A 17825-nucleotide genomic window follows, 5' to 3' on the forward strand; every position below is an offset into this window, starting at 1 on the left:
GCCGGCAGAGGTGATCGCCAGACACGTCCCGACCATCGGGGGCGACCATCCCAGACGGTCATCCGGGGCAGCCGTTCCGCAAGCCATCCCTCCGCCGACTTGACTCCGTTCCTGGATCGCGCTTTCTAGAACAAAACAGGAACATGATGGCTGCTGCGATGCAGGAGATCCTTCTTGCCCTGCGCCGGGAACTCGCGGCGCTTCAGCCCGCGACGGCGTCCACGGCACCCCGGTTCGGCCTCGGCCTGCCGGCGGTCGACGCGCATCTGGGCGGCGGGCTCGCGCGCGGCGGACTGCACGAGATCCTCGCCGCCGCGCTCGCTGACACGGCGGCGGCGGCAGGCTTCGCCGCCGCGCTCGCCCTGCGCGCCCTGCCGGCCGGACGCCGCGTCGTCTGGGTGCGCCAGTTGCATGGGGAAACCGAAACCGGCGCCCTCTATCCACCGGGACTGGCCGGACTCGGTTTCGACCCGGACAGCCTGATCCTGGTGCGCGCGCGCGACGGCCTCGGCACGCTGCGCGCGGGCATCGAGGCGGTGCGCTGCCCGGCACTGGGGGCCGTGGTCATCGAGCCGTGGGGCTCGCCGAAGGCGCTCGATTTTTCCGCCAGCCGCCGGCTGTCGCTCGCTGCCGCGCGCTCCGGCGTGACCACCCTGCTGCTGCGCACCGGAGCGGAGCTCCGCCCCAACGCGGCCCAGACCCGCTGGCGGGTGAGGGCCGGCGTCTCGCAGCCGCTGGCCGCCGGGGCGCCGGGGCATCCTGCCTTCGAGATCGTGCTGTTGCGCCACCGCGCCGGTGTGGCCGGCCTCGGCTGGCGCCTGGAGTGGGATCATGAGCACCGCGTCTTCCGCGAAGCCTCGCCGCTATCTGGCGCTGTGGCTGCCCTTCCTGCCGGCCGACCGGATCGGCCGCAGGATCGCTCCTTCGCCCTCGCGGGATGAGGCGCCGGTCGTCTTCACCGAACCGGTGAAGGGCGCGCTGCGGCTCGCCGCCGTCAACCGCAGGGCGCAGGCCCTCGGCCTCGCCCCTGGCCTGACGCTGGCGGATGCGCGCGCCCGCATCCCTGCCCTGCGGGCGCTCGACATGGATCGGGAGGCCGATGCCGCCCTCCTCGCCCGCATCGCCGATCTGTGCGACCGCTATACCCCGCTCACAGCCCTCGACGGCGCCGATGGCCTCGTGCTCGACATCACCGGCTGCGCCCACCTGTTCGGCGGCGAGGCGGGTCTGCGCGAGGATCTCCTGCGCCGTCTCCAGCGCGCCGGCATCGAGGCGCGCGCGAGCATCGCCGGCACCCCCGATGCCGCCCGCGCGCTCGCCCGCTTCGGTGGCCCCGGTATCGTTCCACGGGATGACGACAGTGACACCGTCCGGCCGCTGCCCGTCGCTGCCCTCACCGGCGAACCGGAAACCCAGCGCGCCCTCTTGCGCGCGGGGCTGAGGACGGTGGGTGACGTGGCCGACCGCCCGCGCGTTGCACTCGCCGCCCGCTTCGGCACCGACCTGGTCGCCCGGCTCGCCCGCACCCTCGGTGAGGAGGACATCCGCATCACCCCGCGCCGGCCGCTGCCGGCCTGCATGGTCGAGCGGCGCTTCGCCGAGCCGCTGGCCCTGATCGAGGACGCGCTCGCCGCACTGGCAGGTCTCGCCACCCAGGCGGCCGGGTTGCTGGAGCGGCGCGGCGAGGGCGGGCGGCGGTTCGAGGCGACCTTCTTCCACGTCGACGGCAAGCTCACCCGCCTGGCGGTGGCGACCGGCTCGCCACTGCGCGATCCCGGAACGCTCATGCGGCTTTTCCGCGAACGGCTGGAGGCTCTCGGCGACCGGATCGATCCGGGCTTCGGCTTCGATCTCGTCCGGCTCTCGGTCGTTGCCGTCGAGCCCTTCGCCGTCGTCCAGCCCGATCTCGACGGGCGGGCATTCGAGGAGGAGGAAGTCTCGGCCCTGATCGACCGGCTCGGTGCCCGTTTCGGCGCCGACGCGATATTGCGCTTCGCCGCCATCGACAGCCACATCCCTGAACGCGCCGCCCGGGCGGTTCCGGCCATCGCGGCGCCGGCTGCGGAAACCCGCCCGGACGGGCCGGGCTGGTGCCGGGCCGCAACCGGCGCGCCGCCGCGCCCCATCCATCTGTTCGACCCGCCGCACCCGGTCGAGACGCTGGCCGAAGTGCCCGACGGCCCGCCGGTGCGGTTCCGCTGGCGGCGCGTCGAGCACCGGGTCGCCTTCGCCGAGGGGCCGGAGCGCATCGCCCCGGAATGGTGGCGCCAGAGCGACGACAGCCTGACCCGCGACTATTACCGCGTCGAGGACGAGACCGGCCGCCGGTTCTGGCTGTTCCGCGAAGGGCTCTACGGTCGCGACACCGGACCGCCGCGCTGGTTTCTGCACGGGCTGTTCCCATGACCCACCGCTACGCGGAACTCGCCGTCACCACCAACTTCTCCTTCCTGCGCGGCGCCTCCCGCCCGGCCGAGCTGGTCACGCAGGCACTGGCACTGGGACATGTCGGCATCGGCATCGCCGACCGCAACACCGTGGCCGGCGTGGTGCGCGCCCACGCCGCCCTTGAGGAGATCCGCGACACCGTGCGCAAGCAGTCCGGCGACCGGGACGACCTGCCCTTCCGGCTGATCGTCGGAGCGCGGCTCGCCTTCTGCGACGGCATACCGGACATCCTCGCCTATCCCGAGACCCGCGCGGGCTGGGGACGCCTGTGCCGGCTGCTGACGGCCGGCAAGCTCAGGGCGGAGAAGGGCGACTGCCTGTTGAAGCTCGACGATCTGCTGGCAAGGGCCGGCGACCTCCTGCTCATCGTGATGCCGGACCGGCGGACGGACGGACTGCGGGATCTGCTGGGAAGGCTCGGCGAGGCCGCCCCCGGCGCGGTGCGCCTTGCCGCCAGCCTGCACCACCGCGGCGACGACCGCCGCCGGCTGGCGGAACTGAAGCGGCTCGCGCAACACGCCGGTACGCCGCTTCTCGCCGTCAACGACGTGCTCTACCACCATCCCGACCGACGGCCGCTGCAGGACGTGGTGACCTGCATCCGCGAGGGAGTGCGGATCGAGGCTGCCGGCCGCCTCTTGGAGATGAACGCCGAGCGCCACCTGAAGCCGCCGGCCGAAATGGCGCGGCTGTTCCGCGACGCGCCGGAGGCGATCGCCGAGACGGTGAACTGCCTGGCGCGGATCGACTTCTCGCTGACCGAACTGAAATACGACTATCCCGACGAGCCAGTGCCGCCCGGCTGGACCGCGCAGGGCTGGCTCGAGGAACTGACCTGGCGGCGCGCCGGCCTGCGCTATCCCGCCGGCATCCCCGCGAAGGTCGAGCAGCTCCTGCGCGAGGAACTGGCGCTGATCGCCCGGCTCGACTACGCGCGCTATTTCCTGACCATCCACGACATCGTCCGCTACGCAGAGGACCAGGGCATCCTCTGCCAGGGCCGCGGCTCGGCGGCCAATTCCGCCGTCTGCTTCGTGCTCGGCATCACCTCCGTCGATCCGGCCGAGCACGAACTGCTGTTCGCCCGCTTCATCTCCGCCGAGCGCCGCGAGCCGCCGGACATCGACGTCGATTTCGAGCACGAACGGCGCGAGGAGGTGATCCAGCACATCTATCGGCGTTACGGCCGGGCGCGCGCCGGCCTCGCCGCCACCGTCATCACCTACCGACCGAAGAGCGCCATCCGCGAGGTCGGCAAGGTGCTGGGCCTGACCGAGGACGTCACCGCCCGGCTCGCCGGCACGGTGTGGGGAAGCTGGGGCGGCGACGCGATCCGCGACTCGCAGATCCGCGAGGCGGGCCTTGATCCGGCCAATCCGCTGATCCGCCGGGCGATCAATCTCGCCACCGCGCTGCTCGGCTTCCCACGCCATCTCTCCCAGCATGTCGGCGGCTTCGTGCTCACCCGCGGCCGGCTCGACGAACTGGTGCCGATCGGCAATGCGGCGATGGCGGAGCGCACCTTCATCGAGTGGGACAAGGACGATATAGACACGCTCGGGCTGATGAAGGTCGATGTGCTCGGCCTCGGCATGCTGACCTGCATCCGCAAGGCCTTCGAGCTGATCGCGGCGAATGGCGGCCCGAAGCTCGATCTCGCCGGCGTGCCCCGGGAGGATCCGGCCGTCTACGACATGCTGTGCGAGGGCGATTCCATCGGCGTCTTCCAGGTGGAGAGCCGGGCGCAGATCAACATGCTGCCCAGGTTGAAACCGAGACGGTTCTACGATCTCGTCATCCAGGTCGCCATCGTCCGCCCCGGACCGATCCAGGGCGACATGGTGCATCCCTACCTGCGCCGCCGCAACGGTCTCGAGAAGGTCGAGTATCCCTCCCCCGCCCCGCCGCACGATCCGCACGAGCTGCGCAACGTGCTGCACCGGACGCTGGGCGTGCCGCTGTTCCAGGAACAGGCCATGAAGATCGCGATGGTCGCCGCCGAGTTCAGCCCCGACGAGGCGAACGGGCTGCGCCGGGCGATGGCGACCTTCCGTCATACCGGCACCATCCACACCTTCGAGGCGAAGATGGTCGAGGGCATGGTCCGGCGCGGCTACACGCGCGCGTTCGCCGAACGCTGCTTCAACCAGATCAAGGGTTTCGGCGAGTACGGTTTCCCCGAATCCCATGCCGCCGCCTTCGCCCGGCTGGTCTATGTCTCGGCCTGGCTAAAGTGTCACCACCCGGCCGCCTTCGCCTGCGCGCTGCTCAATTCCCAGCCGATGGGCTTCTACGCGCCTGCCCAGATCGTGCGCGACGCGCGCGCGCACGGCGTCGAGGTCCGGCCGATCGACATCGCCGCCAGCGACTGGGACAACTCGCTCGAGCGGCGCCCGGACGGGACGCTGGCGCTGCGGCTCGGCCTGCGCCAGATCGACGGCTTCCACGAGGCCTGGGCGGACACCCTGGTCGCAAGGCGCGGCGCCGGCTACGAGAGCATCGAGATGCTGTGGCGGCGCACCGCCCTGCCGCACCGGGCCTTCAGACTGCTCGCCGACGCCGACGCCTTCCGCTCGCTCGGCCTCGACCGGCGCGCCGCGCTCTGGGCGGTCAGACGCCTGCCGGACGACAAGCCGCTGCCGCTGTTCGCGGCGACGCAGGCGCGCGAACTGGGCGCCGAGCCGGCGACGGACCTGCCTGCCATGCCGCTCGCCGAACATGTCGTCGCCGACTACCAGACGACGCGGCTGTCGCTGAAGGCGCATCCGATGGCCTTCCTGCGCGACCTGTTCCGCGGTGAGGGGGTGAAGACCTGCGCCGATCTTGCCGGCATGCGCGACGGCGCCCGGGCCAGCGTCGCCGGCGTCGTGCTGGTGCGCCAGCGGCCGGGCAAGGGCAACGCCATCTTCATGACGCTCGAGGACGAGACCGGCATCGCCAACCTGCTGATCTGGGCACGCCGCTTCGAGCGCTACCGCCGCCAGATCATGTCGGCGCGGCTGGCACTCGCCGACGGACAGCTGCAGAAGAGCCCGGAAGGCGTGGTGCATCTGATCGTCACCGCCCTGCACGACCGCAGCGACGAATTGCAGCGCCTCTCCGACGCCCACTCCGCCCGCCTCGAGCTCTCCCGCGCCGACGAGATCCGGCGTCCGCTCTACCAGCGCCCCGACCACCCGCGTAACGCCGGCCACCCGCGCGAGGTGCGCATCATCCCGAAGTCGCGGGACTTCCACTGACGCGACCCCGGACGCTCCCCCGGCCGACCGGACGAGCGGCCCTCAGGGCGCTCGCATCAGGTCATCCCCGCCAGACCGGCTCGCGCCCCTCGACGAAGGCCCGCGCCCCTTCTTCGACGTCGGGGCTCGCCATCAGCCGCTTGTAGGTCGGGAACCTCCCCTCGCGCATCATCGCATAGCAGTCGGCGACCGGAACCGCCTCGGTCATGCGGACGATCTCCTTGGTTGCCTCGACCGCCAGCGGTGCGCCGCGCACGATCGCCGCCGCAATCTCGCGCGCGGCCTCCATGAGCCGCGGCCCGGGAACCGCGCGATTGACGAGGCCGATCCGCACCGCCTCCTCCGCCTTCAGCCGCCGGCCGGTCAGCAGCAGTTCCATCGCCAGCACGCGCGGGATCTGCCGCGGCAGGCGGAAGGCACCGGTGTCGGCGACGAGCCCCATGTGGGTCTCGCTGAACCACATCTCGGCATGATCGGCGGCGAGCACGATGTCGCCCGCGATCGCGATCTCGAAGCCGCCGGCCACCGCCATGCCGTTGATCGCGGTGATGACCGGCTTGTTGAGATCGGGCAGCGCGGGAAACCCGCCGAAGCCGCCGATCCCGTAGTCGGCTTCGGCCGATTCGCCCTGCGCCGCCGCCTTCAGGTCCCAGCCCGCCGAGAAGAACCGATCTCCGGCCCCGGTCAGGATCGCCACCCGCAGACCCGGATCGTCGCGGAAGGCCGCGAACACCGCCCCCATCTCGCGGCTGGTCCTCGCGTCGATGGCATTCGCCTTCGGCCGATCGAGCACGATCTCGAGGATCGCGCCGTTGCGGGTGATGTGGAGCGGTGCGGCCATGGTGACTTCCTCCTCGTCACATTCCGTAGCGGGCGAGGGCTCCGCCTGCGGTACCGCAGCTGCATTATCCCGGTCGATCGCAAGATCGATCCGGGATCGGGCGGAAGCTCCCGTTCCGTCATGCCGTCCTGATCCCGGATGGAAGCCGTGCGGCTTCCGGGATGACGGCGAGAGGGCTTGCGGAACCCGTCACCGCCCCGCCCCCTCGAGCAGCATCCGGGCGATGATGTGGCGCTGGATCTCGCTGGTGCCGTCCCAGATGCGCTCGACACGGGCATCGCGCCAGAAGCGCTCGATCGGCAGTTCATCCATCAGCCCCATGCCACCGAAGATCTGGACCGCATTGTCGGTGACGCGGCCGAGCATCTCGGTGGCGAACAGCTTGGCCGAGGCGATCTCGCGGTTGGCGTCCTGCCCCTGGTCCACCTTCCAGGCGGCGGCGAGCGTGAGCCAGTCGGCCGCATCGATCTCCGTCACCATGTCGGCGAGCTTGAAGCCGGTGCCCTGGAACTCGCCGATCCGCCGGCCGAACTGCCGGCGCGAGGCGGCCCAGCCGACCGCCATGTCGAGCACCCGCCGCGCCCGGCCGACGGCGAAGGCGGCGACGGTCAGCCTGGTGGAGAACAGCCAGGTGTTCATCACCGCCATGCCGCCGCCGACCTCGCCCAGCACCTGTGCACCGGACACGCGGCAGTCGTCGAAGGTGAGGATGCAGTTGTGGTAGCCGCGATGCGACACCGACCGGTAGCCCTTGCGGATCTCGAAGCCGGGCGTGCCGCGGTCGACCAGGAAGCAGGTCAGCTCCCGGCGCGGTCCGCGCGGCGTATCGGTCTCGCCGGTGACAGCGAAGACGATCGCGAAATCCGCCACGTCGGCATGGCTGATGAAGTGCTTCGTGCCGTTGAGCACCCAATCGCCGCCGTCACGCCGGGCGGTGGTCTTCATCGCGCGCACGTCAGAGCCTGCGTCCGGCTCGGTGATGGCGAGGCAATCGATCTTCTCGCCGGCGACGCAGGGGGCGAGATAGCGCGCGCGCTGCTCCTCGGTACAGGCGATCAGGATGTTCGACGGCCGCCCCCAGAACACCGTGAGCGCCATCGAGGCACGACCCAGCTCGCGCTCGAGCAGCGTGAAGCTGAGCGTGTCAAGCCCACCACCGCCGAACTCGACGGGCACGTTGGGCGCGTAGAAGCCGAGCGCCTTCACCCGGTCGCGGATCATCCGCGCCACTTCGGGGGCCACCTCGCCGCTGCGCTCCACCTCCGCCTCCAACGGATAGAGCTCCCTCTCCACGAAGCCGCGCACGGTCGCGACGATCATCTCCTGCTCGGGGGTGAGGGCGAAGTTCATGGGCGAGCCTCCCACTGCCGGCGACAGCCAGGACACGCGTCATCGGGGCCGACGGCACAGACGGGCGGCCGGGATCGGGGTGCGTCGCATCCGGCGAGGACGTCCGATCCCGGCTCGCGCTCCGCCTGGCCGGGATGACACGAATGCGGACGCCGGTGTCCTGCCATCCGTTATCCCCTCCCCATCCCGATGGCCCGGCCGGCCTCTGGCGGCTTCGGCAGGTCCTTCTGCGCCTCGGCGATCGCCTCGAGCCGCCCCCTGACCGCCGGATCGGCCGGCACCGCGCGACCGAGCCGCGTGTCGACATGGATCAGCATCTGCTCGGCCGTCGCCAGCAGCCTGTCGTCAGAGGACCGATACAGCCGATGGAAGATGTGCAGCCGCTTCGGATCGACGCCGAGCACCTGGATCGTCACATGGATCGGCTCGTCCACCGAGACCTCCGCCAGGTTCATGATGTGCGTCTCGACCGTGTAGTAGCTGAAGCCCGCCGCGTGATAGGCGGTGTCGATGCCCACACACCGGAACAGCGCGTCCGCCGCATTGCCGAAGACATAGAGGTAGCGGCTCTCGGTCATGTGGCCATTGTAGTCGATCCAGTCGGCCTCGACGCGCGCCCGGTGCAGCCTGAGCGGCTGCGAAAGGTCGCCGATTGCTGCAATGGCGCCGGCTTGCGCCTTGTCCCAGAGCGTTTCCTCCTGGCGCTTGACCACCTCGCCGGCGGCATATCCCCGCGCGCGCAGCGCCGAGAGCACCGAGACGAGGCAATCATCGCGCAGCCGTTCGAGATCGCGGATCGAGGTGCCGGCGGCCTGCGCGTCCGACTGGGCGGCAAGCCTGTCGAGGAACGCCTCGGTCAGTTCCGGAACGTCCGTCAGCCTCGTCCACGGCCATTTCAGCGCCGGACCGAACTGCGCCATGAAGTGGCGCATCCCCGCCTCGCCGCCGGCGATCCGGTAGATCAGGAACGTGCCCATGAACGACCAGCGGATGCCGGGGCCGTAGCGGATCGCGTCGTCGATCTCCGCCGTGGTGGCGACACCGTCGTGGACGAGCCACAGCGCCTCGCGCCACAGGGCCTCCATCAGCCGGTCGGCGATGAAGCCGTCGATCTCCTTGTGCAGCATCAGCGGCCGCATGCCGATCGACCGGTAGAAGGCCGCCGCGCGCTGTCTCGCATCTTCCGATGTCAGCGCCCCGCCGCAGACCTCGACCAGCGGCATCAGGTATACCGGATTGAACGGATGACCGACGACCAGCCGTTGCGGACCCGCCATCTCGGCCTGGATGTCGCTTGGCAGGAGGCCGGATGTGGACGAGGCGAAGATCGTGTCGGGCCGCGCCGGCCGGCTCGCTGCCGCAAGCACCCGACGCTTCAGCTCGATCCGTTCGGGAAGACTCTCCTGGACGAAGTCCGCCTCCGCCACGGCTTCGCGGAGGCTGCCGACAATCCTGAGCCGCCCCTCCGGCGGCCGCGCATCCGGGAACAGCCGCCCCCAGGCGCGCCGGGCGTTTGCGAGCACTTCCTCTGTCTTGCGGGCGATCTCCGGATCGGGGTCGTAGAGATCGACATCGAGGCCGGACAGCAGGCACCGTGCCGCCCACCCCGAGCCGATCACCCCGCCACCGATCAGTCCGACCCTGCGGATGTCAGGCATCATGGATCTCCCGCCAAGCCTCATCCCCGACGGCTGCCTGCCGATCCGGGATCGGGACAGCAAACCGGCTGCACCGATGCGTCCCCTTCCCGGCTCCCCGTGCCTGCGGCGCTGCGGCCGGAATGACGGAGAGGTAGCGCGAGCCCGGACCTCGTCCGGACCGCGTGGCAGACTGTCTGATCCCGCTCACCACCGCTTCACCAGCTTCAGCTTCTCGCGCACGGCGGCGGGGCCGAGGATGCGGACATTCATGGCTTCGAGGATCCTAACCGCCCGCTCGACCAGCGCGGCGTTGGTTGCCTTGACGCCGCGCGACAGGAAGAGATTGTCTTCCAGTCCGACCCGGACATTGCCGCCGGCGAGCGCAGCCATCGCCACGTAGGGAAGCTGCATCCGACCGATGGAAAAGGCGGAGAAGACCGCGCCCGGGGGGAGCTGCGCCACCAGCGCCATCAGCGTCGCCGGATCGTCGGGCGCGCCGTAGGGAATGCCCATGCAGAGCTGGATCATGACGGGCTGCTCGATCAGCCCCTCGGCAATCAGATCCTTCACCATCACCATGTGGCCGAAGTCGAACACCTCGAGCTCCGGACGGACGCCTGCCGCCCGGATGCGGCGCGCCATGGCCCTGAGCATGTCGGGCGTGTTTGTCATCACGTAGTCGCCACCGGCGGCGAAGTTCATCGAACCGCAGTCGAGCGTGCAGATCTCCGGCAAGAGGTGCTCGACGTGAACGAGACGCTCCGTCGCGCCGGCCATGTCCGTGCCGGTCGCATCGAGCGGCAGCGGCCTCTCCGTCCCGCCCAGCACCAGATCGCCGCCCATACCGGCGGTGAGGTTCAGCACCACGTCGACGCCGGAGGATCGTACCCGCTCGACCACCTCGGCATAGAGCCTCGGATCGCGCGAGCCCTTGCCGGTGGCAGGATCGCGCACATGGATATGGGCGATCGCCGCACCCGCCTTCGCCGCCTCGATCGCGGCAGCCGCGATCTCGGCGGGCGTAACCGGCACATGTTCGCTCTTGTCCACCGTGTCGCCGGCACCCGTCACCGCGCAGGTGATGAAGACGTCCGTGTTCATGCTGGCCCCGCTTGCACTGGTCCTCTCAGGTCTCGGCGAGCGCCCGCTGGCTCTCGACGAGCCGCCGGTAGGAGATCCGGTTCAGGATCACCGTTCCCGTCACCACGACCACCGTGACCACGATGATGATGACCGTCGCCAGCGCATTGATGTCCGGCGTGATGCCGAGCTTCACCTTGGAGAAGATCACCATCGGCAGCGTCGTCGCGCCGGGTCCGGAGGTGAAGGTCGCAATGACGAGATCATCGAGCGACAGCGTGAAGGCCAGCAGCCAGCCGGAGATCATCGCCGGGGCCAGCAGCGGCAGCGTGATGTCGAGCATCACCCGGAACGGGCGGGATCCGAGATCCATCGCCGCCTCCTCCAGCGCCTCGTCGATCTGCGTCAGACGCGACTGGATGATCACGGCCACATAAGCCATGCAGAAGGTGATGTGGGCGATCATGATCGTCACCATACCCCGTCCCTCCGGCCAGCCGATCGCTTCCTCCATGGCGACGAACAGCAGGAGCAGCGAGAGGCCGGTGATCACGTCGGGCATCACCAGCGGCGCCGTGATCATGCCGGAGAACAACAGGCGCCCGCGGAAACGCCCGAAACGCGCCAGCGCGATGCCGCCGAGCGTGCCGAGCACGGTGGCGACGCTGGCGGAGACGGCAGCGATCTTGAGGCTGAGCACCGCCGCGTCGATGACCATCTGGTTGTGCAGCAGCTCACCGTACCATCGGGTCGAGAAGCCGCCCCAGACCGTGGCGAGCCGCGAGGCGTTGAACGAGTAGATCATCATCAGGATGATTGGCGCGTAGAGGAAGGTGTAGCCGAGGATCAGCCAGACGGTCAGGAAGGTGGAGCGGCCCCGGTTCATCGTCCGTCCTCGCCCTGCCTGAGCTGGTAGCGCTGGAACAGGAGGATCGGCACGACCAGCACGATCAGCAGCATGACGGCGACAGCGGAGGCCAGCGGCCAGTCGCGATTGGTGTAGAACTCGTCGAACAGGACCCGGCCGATCATCGGGTTCGACGGACTGCCGAGCAGGGCCGGGATCACGTATTCGCCGGTGGCGGGAATGAAGACCAGCAGCGAGCCGGCGACGATGCCGGGAACCGACAGCGGCAGCGTCACGTCGATGAACACCCGCGAGGGCCGGGAACCGAGATCCATCGCCGCCTCGACGAGACTGATGTCCATGCGCTCGAGGTTGACGTAGATCGGCAGGATCATGAACGGCAGGTACGAGTAGACGATGCCGACATAGACCGCGAAGTCGGTGTTCATGAAGGTGATCGGCTGGTCGACGACGCCGAGCGCGATCAGCATGTTGTTGAGCACGCCCTGCTTGTTGAGGATGCCCATCCAGGCGTAGATCCTGAGCAGGAACGACGTCCAGAACGGCAAGATGACGAGCAGCAGCAGCAGGTTGCGCGTGCCGTGCGGCGAGCGGGCGATGCCGTAGGCGATCGGATAGCCGACGAGGAGGCACAGAACCGTCGAGATCGCCGCGATCTTCAGCGAGTTTAGATAGCCGAGGATGTAGAGCGGATCCTCGAGAAGGAAGGCGTAGTTGATGACGTTCAGGCTGATCGTCAGCGTTCCGTCCGGCCCCCAGTCCCAGAGTGGCGTGTAGGGCGGCCGGGCAATGATCGAGACCGCGAAGCTGATCTTCAGGATGATCAGGAACGGCACCAGGAAGAACAGCAGCAGCCAGACATAGGGGACGCCCACCACCAGCGTGCGCCAGGCATCGCCGAGCGCCTGCAGCAGGTGCGTTGCAATCCCCTGCCGCCAGCGCCCGCGGTCCTCGCGGCATGTATCGGTCGCCATCGCAACGCCTATTCCGTCAGGATCAGCGCCGCGCGCGCCGGCCAGGACAGCCAGACCCTGTCGTCCCAGTCGACGACCCGCTCGTCGTCGCGGGCCCGACGCACGTTCTGATGGCTGACCAGCACGATTCGTCCGGAGGCAAGCCTGACCCGGTAGAGCGAACGGTCGCCGAAATAGCCGAGATCGAGCACCTGTCCCTCGACCGCATTGACGGCGGTGTCGGCAGGCGCTTCGCGGCCGATCGCCACCTTCTCCGGCCTGACCACGACCGAGACCGGCGCGCCGAGCTGCACGGGGGCGGTGTGCTCGACGGCGAGTGGCGCTGACAGATCCTCCGAGCGCACCACCACCCGCCCCGCCCCGACCTCGACGACGACACCGTCGAACAGATTGATCGAGCCGATGAAGTTGGCGGTGAAGCGGCAGTTCGGATACTCGTAGATGTCGGTCGGTGTGCCGACCTGCAGGATCGCGCCGCGGTCCATGACGGCGATGCGGGTGGACAGCGTCATCGCCTCTTCCTGGTCATGGGTGACCACGATGAAGGTCACACCGACCTGGTACTGGATGTTCATGAGCTCGAACTGCGTCTTCTCGCGCAGCTTCTTGTCCAGCGCGGCCAGCGGCTCGTCGAGCAAGAGCAGCTTCGGCTTCTTGGCGAGCGCCCGGGCGAGCGCGACGCGCTGTCGCTGGCCGCCGGAGAGCTGGTGAGGCTTTCGCTTGGCATAGCCTTCGAGCTTCACCAGTTCGAGCATCTCGCGTACCCGGTCGGCGATCTCCGCCCGGCTCATCCGCTCGTGCTTCAGCCCGTAGCCGACATTCTGCTCGACGCTCATGTGCGGGAACAGCGCGTAGGACTGGAACATCATGTTGACGGGCCGGTCGTAGGGCGGCGTGCTGGTCATGTCCTGCCCGTCGATCAGCACCCGGCCGGAGCTCGGTGTCTCGAAGCCGGCCAGCATCCGCAACAGCGTGGTCTTGCCGCAGCCCGAACCGCCGAGCAGGCAGAACAGCTCTCCCCGGAAGATCTTCAGCGACACGTCGTTCACCGCGATGAAGTCGCCGAACTTGCGGGTCACCGAGTCGACCTCGACGAAGGCACGCGCCTTGGGGTCGAGCCATGGCCTTTCGCGATAGTCGGGGAAGACGGACTCTGTGGTCATGCGGGAACCGTCTGTGGCGCCAGCCGTCCGCACGTCATCCCGGTCGAAGCGAAGCGGAGAACCGGGATCGGGCCGCCGGGGCGGTGGCGGAGCGGCCTCCCGATCCCGGGTAGGTCCGCAAACCGTCCGGGATGACACCACGGCTGGATGGATCGGAGCATGGCTGGAGGCATCGCCCCTCCCTCACCGATCTACTGCCCCGTCTTCATCCTGCTCCAGGCGCGCACGCGGGCGCGGTCGGCGGCACGGTCGAGCACCTTGTTGGTCCACAGTCGCGACATCAGCTCCGCGTCCGGATAGATGGCCGGATCCGCGAGGATCGCCGGATCGACGAATTCGGCGGCGTCCTTGTTGGCGTTCGCGTAGTAGGTGAAGTTGGTCGCATCTGCGATCACCTTCGGCCGGAGCAGAAAGTCGATGAACTTGTAGGCGTTCTCGACATTCGGCGCATCCGACGGGATCACCCAGACGTCGAACCAGGCCGGCGAGCCGGTCTTCGGCACGAAGTAGGCAAGCTCTATCTCGATCCCCGCCTCCTCGGCACGCGAGGCCGCCGTCGCATAGTCGCCCGACCAGTTGTTGACGACGCAGACCTCCTTGTTCGGCAGCGCGTTCAGATAGTTGGAGGAATCGAAGGTCTTGATGTACTGGCGCACGGGCAGGAACGCCTCCACCACCGCATCGTAATCGGCCGGATCGGAGGAGTTCGGGTCCTTGCCGAGATAGGACAGGATCATGGGGATCACATCGCGCGGACTTTCCAACACGCTGATCCCGCAGTCGGCGACCTTCGCGGCGTATTCGGGCTTCATGATGATGTCGAGCGTGTCGAGCGGCGCGTTCTCGCCGAGGCGCTCGGTGACCATCTCCATGTTGTAGGTGATGCCGGTCGTGCCCCACATGTACGGCACGCCATAGGCGTTGCCAGGGTCCCACCCGTCGAGCACCTTGAGGATGTCAGGGTCGAGATGCTTCCAGTGCGGCAGCTTCGACTTGTCGAGCGGCTGGAAGATGCCGGCGGCCACGAACTCCGGGATCTTCGAGCCGGAATGGAGTACCACATCGTAGCCGGATCGTCCGGCGAGGAGCTTCGCCTCGGCGGTCTCGGAGGCATCATAGGTGTCGTAGATCACCTTGATTCCGGTCTCCGCCTCGAATTCGGCAATGGTGTTCTCGCCGATATAGTCAACCCAGTTGTAGACGTGGACGACATTCTCCTGAGCTGCCGCGGCGAACGTGAAGAAGGAGAGGACGGCTGCGCCGAGCGCCAGCCGCCGAAGCGTCCTCGGGATTGCGGTCATCGTTCCTGGCTCCTCTGGTCCGTCTGTCAGGCGTCCGGCCGGTTGTGATGATTGCGCCGCGGCCGCCGGCGTCGTCATACTGGGGTCGTCGACTTCAGCTTGCTCCTATCGTGCCCGCCAGGCCGCGCTTCATCAGCCCGTTGGCGATGATCAGCCGCTGGATCTCGCTGGTGCCCTCCCAGATGCGGTCAACCCGGAGTTCCCGGAGAAAGCGTTCGGCGACGTTCTCGCGCATATAGCCGCGCCCTCCGAAGATCTGCACCGCCCGGTCGGCAATCCGCCCGGCGGCTTCCGAGGCCAGCAGCTTGGCGATCGAGCAGCGCGCATGCAACGCCTTGACGTCCAACCCCCGGTCGTGCGCGGCCGCCGCCTCGTAGGTGACGAGGCGGGCGGCATGCAGATCGACCACGCTGTCGGCCAGCATCGCCTGGACAAGCTGGTGTTCGGCGATCGGCACACCGCCGACGACGCGCGTCGCGGCGAAGGCGCGCGCCTCCTCGATCAGCCGTTCCGCGGCGCCGCAGGCCCTCGCTGCGATCATCAGGCGCTCGCGGCGGAACCAGGCATAGGTGAAGTCCATGCCCTCGCCCTCGCGCCCGATCAGGTTGGCAGCGGGAACCCGCACGCCATCGAATCTGAGGATCGGATGATGGTGGCGATAGGTGTGGCTGTAGGCAGGATTGCGGACGGTCGAGATGCCCGTGGCGTCCGCCTCGACGAAGAACAGCCCGTGCGTGCCGGCGTTGCGACCCTCGGCCATCTTCGCCTGGACGAGAATGGTGTCGGCGAGATTGGCGCTGGTGACGTGCCACTTCACCGCGTCGATCACGTAGTCGCCGCCATCGCGCCGGGCGGTCGCAACGATGTCGTCCACGTTGGAGCCCGCGCCCTCCTCGGTGATCGCGTAGCAGAAGTGGCGCTCGCCCCGCATCATCGGCAGCACGAAGCGCTCGAGCTGGTCGGCGCTGCATGCCTCGAACATCCAGCCCTGCGCCTCCGGATAGCACCAGCCGAGCGCGTTGGTGACCCGGCCGATCTGCTCCGCGGCCACCACCTGATCGAGCACCGGAGCGGCGAGCCCGCCATAGGCCACTGGCACATCCATGCGCGACAGCCCCAGTCCGATCGCGATCCGTTCGTGGCGCGCGGCGACGTCAGGGGGAATCTCGCCGCCGTTCATCTCCGCCTCGATTTCCCAGGGAATGAGCTCCTCGTCGACGAAGGCGCGAACCTTGGCCTGCCAGTCCAGCGCGCTCGGCGGGAGGTGGAAGCTCATCCGGCCGACTCCCTCCGCGTCCCGGCGCGTGTCCGTGGACCATCGGCGTCGAAGTGGCGCGGGAACACCGAGGCGAGATGCGCACGGGCAACCTTGAGCGCATCCTCGCGACCGAATTCCTTCGGCCCCATTATCAGGTGCAGCCACAGCCCTTCCAGCATGGCGACGATGCCGCGCGCGATCAGCCCGGCGTCCTGCTCGGGCCCGGCAAGCGCTGCGCACAGATCGACCACGGTCTGCTGGTATTCCTCGTCATTGGCGCTGCACAGTTCGCGGTAGGTCGGTCGCGACTTCGCCTCGCCCCAGAATGCGCACCAGGCAGCGAGCTTGCGGCGTGTGCAGACCTTGCGGTCGAAATCCGCGCTGACCAGCGCCCACAGCCGCGAGGCCGGATCCGCGGCCGCCGCCTTCACCGCCCCGCGCCAATGGTTCCGGTATTTGTCGGAAAGGTATTTCAGCGTTGCGACGAGCAGCTTGTCCTTGGACTCGAAATGGAAGTTGACGATGCCGCGCGACAGCCCGGCGCCGTCGGCGACGACGGCGGTGGTGGTCGCCTCGTAGCCGCGCTTGGCCAACGAATCGATGGTGGCGTCGATCAGTTCCTGCCGCCTCAGGTTCTTGTCGGCCCGGCGGACGCTACGCTGCGGCATCTCGATGGTCTCGGCGATCACAGTGCCGGCCCTCCGGCAGGCTTCCTCGCCCTGATATGCGTGGGTCGCAGCTCCCCGCTGTCAAGCACGATCCGCATCGTCCGCCACACCTCGAGCTGGCGGGTGAGGAAGTCCGGACCGGTCATCGAGATCGCCCGCTGCCGCAGCGGGCCGGCGAGCTCGGCCTCCTCCCGCGCCGCCAGGTCGCGATACCAGGCGTTGCGGTCGGTGAAGCGGATGTCCTTGAAGCCGGCAGCCTCCAGCGCCGCGCGGTAGTGGTCAGGGGTTGCCAGCACGAAGCCGAGCCCTTCCGCCGCAAGATAGCGCGCCATGTCCGCCGTCGGCGCCCCTTCGCGACCGCTCAGCCAGTCGCTCGCTGCGAACACGCCGCCGGGCGCCAGCACCCGATGGATCTCGCGGGCGAGCGCTGCCTTGTCCGGGACATGCAGGATCGAATCCTTGGAGAACACCACGTCGAAACGCTCGGCGGGAAACGGCAGCGGACCGGGGCTGACGCATTCGAACCGCACCGTCTGCGCCACCGGCGAGCCGGCGATCAGCCGCCGCGCCGCCTCGACCAGCGGCGCCTCGACGTCGATCCCCACCACCTCGACGACCCGATGACGCTCCGCGATCAGGCGGTCGATGCCGCCGAGCCCGCAGCCGATGTCGAGCACCCTGCGGCCGTCGAGGTCGAGCCCGTCCAGGACGCGCTCGACCTCCTCCGGCCCACCCGGCGACAGAAACCCCTGCCCCCACAGGAGCTGCAGCAGGGCGGCGTGCCCGCCAGCATATCCGGACCCCTCCGGCGACTCGCTCAGCGACATCTCGACCAAGCCCTTCGGATCGCCGGCCATGCTACCGCAAAACCACTCCGGTGCAAGTGGTCTGAATGAACATTCAGCAATTTTCTGATTGAATGTTTGTTCAGTAGTATGGACAGGAACGCCCGTTTCGTGCGAGATTTGGCCCGCTCGGGTGGCCTTCCGCCTCCC

At 68.8% G+C, this 17825-nt stretch carries 14 protein-coding genes; 3 read left to right on the plus strand and 11 right to left on the minus strand.

Features of this window, described 5'->3' with window-relative positions:
* Positions 1-146: 146 nt before the first annotated feature.
* Genes EDC22_RS09670 through EDC22_RS09680 form a run of 3 tightly spaced genes read left to right on the plus strand, consistent with a single transcriptional unit; the run spans position 147 to position 5687 of the window.
* Positions 147-941, plus strand: coding sequence for an ImuA family protein (locus EDC22_RS09670; RefSeq protein WP_245499709.1), 795 nt, complete (start codon positions 147-149; stop codon positions 939-941).
* A complete protein-coding gene (locus tag EDC22_RS09675) occupies positions 832-2406 on the plus strand; it encodes a Y-family DNA polymerase (protein ID WP_132806441.1) in 1575 nt (524 codons plus the stop codon). The genes EDC22_RS09670 and EDC22_RS09675 overlap by 110 nt, the downstream gene beginning before the upstream one ends.
* Complete coding sequence (locus EDC22_RS09680; protein WP_132806442.1) at positions 2403-5687, plus strand: error-prone DNA polymerase; 3285 nt, start codon at positions 2403-2405, stop codon at positions 5685-5687. Before EDC22_RS09675 ends, EDC22_RS09680 begins: the two co-directional genes overlap by 4 nt.
* A 61-nt stretch (positions 5688-5748) precedes the next feature.
* Here EDC22_RS09680 and EDC22_RS09685 read toward each other — a convergent pair whose 3' ends face one another.
* The 11 genes from EDC22_RS09685 to EDC22_RS09735 all read right to left on the minus strand — a co-directional run bounded on the left by EDC22_RS09685 (position 5749) and on the right by EDC22_RS09735 (position 17687).
* Positions 5749-6528 (minus strand): enoyl-CoA hydratase-related protein, encoded by a 780-nt coding sequence (locus EDC22_RS09685; RefSeq protein ID WP_132806443.1) that lies wholly within the window; start codon positions 6526-6528, stop codon positions 5749-5751.
* Positions 6529-6717: 189 nt separating this feature from the next.
* On the minus strand, positions 6718-7878 hold the full coding sequence (locus tag EDC22_RS09690) for an acyl-CoA dehydrogenase family protein (protein ID WP_132806444.1): 1161 nt from the start codon (positions 7876-7878) through the stop codon (positions 6718-6720).
* 170 nt (positions 7879-8048) lie between these two features.
* Positions 8049-9536 (minus strand): carnitine 3-dehydrogenase, encoded by a 1488-nt coding sequence (locus EDC22_RS09695; RefSeq protein WP_132806445.1) that lies wholly within the window; start codon positions 9534-9536, stop codon positions 8049-8051.
* A 186-nt stretch (positions 9537-9722) separates the two neighbouring features.
* A complete protein-coding gene (locus tag EDC22_RS09700; protein WP_132806446.1) occupies positions 9723-10619 on the minus strand; it encodes a beta-keto acid cleavage family enzyme in 897 nt (298 codons plus the stop codon).
* A gap of 25 nt (positions 10620-10644) precedes the next feature.
* A complete protein-coding gene (locus EDC22_RS09705; protein ID WP_132806447.1) occupies positions 10645-11484 on the minus strand; it encodes an ABC transporter permease subunit in 840 nt (279 codons plus the stop codon).
* On the minus strand, positions 11481-12440 hold the full coding sequence (locus tag EDC22_RS09710; protein ID WP_132806448.1) for an ABC transporter permease subunit: 960 nt from the start codon (positions 12438-12440) through the stop codon (positions 11481-11483). Before EDC22_RS09710 ends, EDC22_RS09705 begins: the two co-directional genes overlap by 4 nt.
* 8 nt (positions 12441-12448) lie before the next feature.
* On the minus strand, positions 12449-13603 hold the full coding sequence (locus EDC22_RS09715) for an ABC transporter ATP-binding protein (RefSeq protein WP_132806449.1): 1155 nt from the start codon (positions 13601-13603) through the stop codon (positions 12449-12451).
* 191 nt (positions 13604-13794) lie between these two features.
* Entirely contained in the window at positions 13795-14904 is a 1110-nt protein-coding gene (locus EDC22_RS09720; protein ID WP_132806450.1) for a polyamine ABC transporter substrate-binding protein, read from the minus strand.
* A gap of 94 nt (positions 14905-14998) precedes the next feature.
* On the minus strand, positions 14999-16180 hold the full coding sequence (locus tag EDC22_RS09725) for an acyl-CoA dehydrogenase family protein (protein WP_132806451.1): 1182 nt from the start codon (positions 16178-16180) through the stop codon (positions 14999-15001).
* The gene (gene betI / locus EDC22_RS09730; protein ID WP_245499710.1) at positions 16177-16851 is read right to left on the minus strand and encodes a transcriptional regulator BetI; all 675 of its coding nucleotides are present in this window, start codon (positions 16849-16851) and stop codon (positions 16177-16179) included. Before betI ends, EDC22_RS09725 begins: the two co-directional genes overlap by 4 nt.
* Positions 16848-17687: a methyltransferase domain-containing protein gene (locus tag EDC22_RS09735; RefSeq protein WP_245499711.1), complete on the minus strand. Its 840-nt coding sequence runs from the start codon at positions 17685-17687 to the stop codon at positions 16848-16850. Before EDC22_RS09735 ends, betI begins: the two co-directional genes overlap by 4 nt.
* Positions 17688-17825: the final 138 nt, after the last annotated feature.

This window comes from Tepidamorphus gemmatus (genome assembly GCF_004346195.1).
In the GTDB taxonomy this organism is placed as follows: Bacteria; Pseudomonadota; Alphaproteobacteria; order Rhizobiales; family Tepidamorphaceae; genus Tepidamorphus; species Tepidamorphus gemmatus.

Excerpts from the sequence above, each read along its gene's own strand:
- EDC22_RS09720 (WP_132806450.1), bottom strand. The coding sequence starts at position 14,904 with ATGACCGCAATCCCGAGGACGCTTCGGCGGCTGGCGCTCGGCGCAGCC.
- EDC22_RS09700 (WP_132806446.1), bottom strand. The coding sequence starts at position 10,619 with ATGAACACGGACGTCTTCATCACCTGCGCGGTGACGGGTGCCGGCGAC.
- EDC22_RS09675 (WP_132806441.1), top strand. The coding sequence starts at position 832 with ATGAGCACCGCGTCTTCCGCGAAGCCTCGCCGCTATCTGGCGCTGTGG.
- EDC22_RS09715 (WP_132806449.1), bottom strand. The coding sequence starts at position 13,603 with ATGACCACAGAGTCCGTCTTCCCCGACTATCGCGAAAGGCCATGGCTC.
- EDC22_RS09705 (WP_132806447.1), bottom strand. The coding sequence starts at position 11,484 with ATGAACCGGGGCCGCTCCACCTTCCTGACCGTCTGGCTGATCCTCGGC.
- EDC22_RS09685 (WP_132806443.1), bottom strand. The coding sequence starts at position 6,528 with ATGGCCGCACCGCTCCACATCACCCGCAACGGCGCGATCCTCGAGATC.
- EDC22_RS09710 (WP_132806448.1), bottom strand. The coding sequence starts at position 12,440 with ATGGCGACCGATACATGCCGCGAGGACCGCGGGCGCTGGCGGCAGGGG.
- EDC22_RS09680 (WP_132806442.1), top strand. The coding sequence starts at position 2,403 with ATGACCCACCGCTACGCGGAACTCGCCGTCACCACCAACTTCTCCTTC.
- EDC22_RS09690 (WP_132806444.1), bottom strand. The coding sequence starts at position 7,878 with ATGAACTTCGCCCTCACCCCCGAGCAGGAGATGATCGTCGCGACCGTG.
- EDC22_RS09735 (WP_245499711.1), bottom strand. The coding sequence starts at position 17,687 with ATGGCCGGCGATCCGAAGGGCTTGGTCGAGATGTCGCTGAGCGAGTCG.
- EDC22_RS09695 (WP_132806445.1), bottom strand. The coding sequence starts at position 9,536 with ATGCCTGACATCCGCAGGGTCGGACTGATCGGTGGCGGGGTGATCGGC.
- EDC22_RS09670 (WP_245499709.1), top strand. The coding sequence starts at position 147 with ATGGCTGCTGCGATGCAGGAGATCCTTCTTGCCCTGCGCCGGGAACTC.
- EDC22_RS09725 (WP_132806451.1), bottom strand. The coding sequence starts at position 16,180 with ATGAGCTTCCACCTCCCGCCGAGCGCGCTGGACTGGCAGGCCAAGGTT.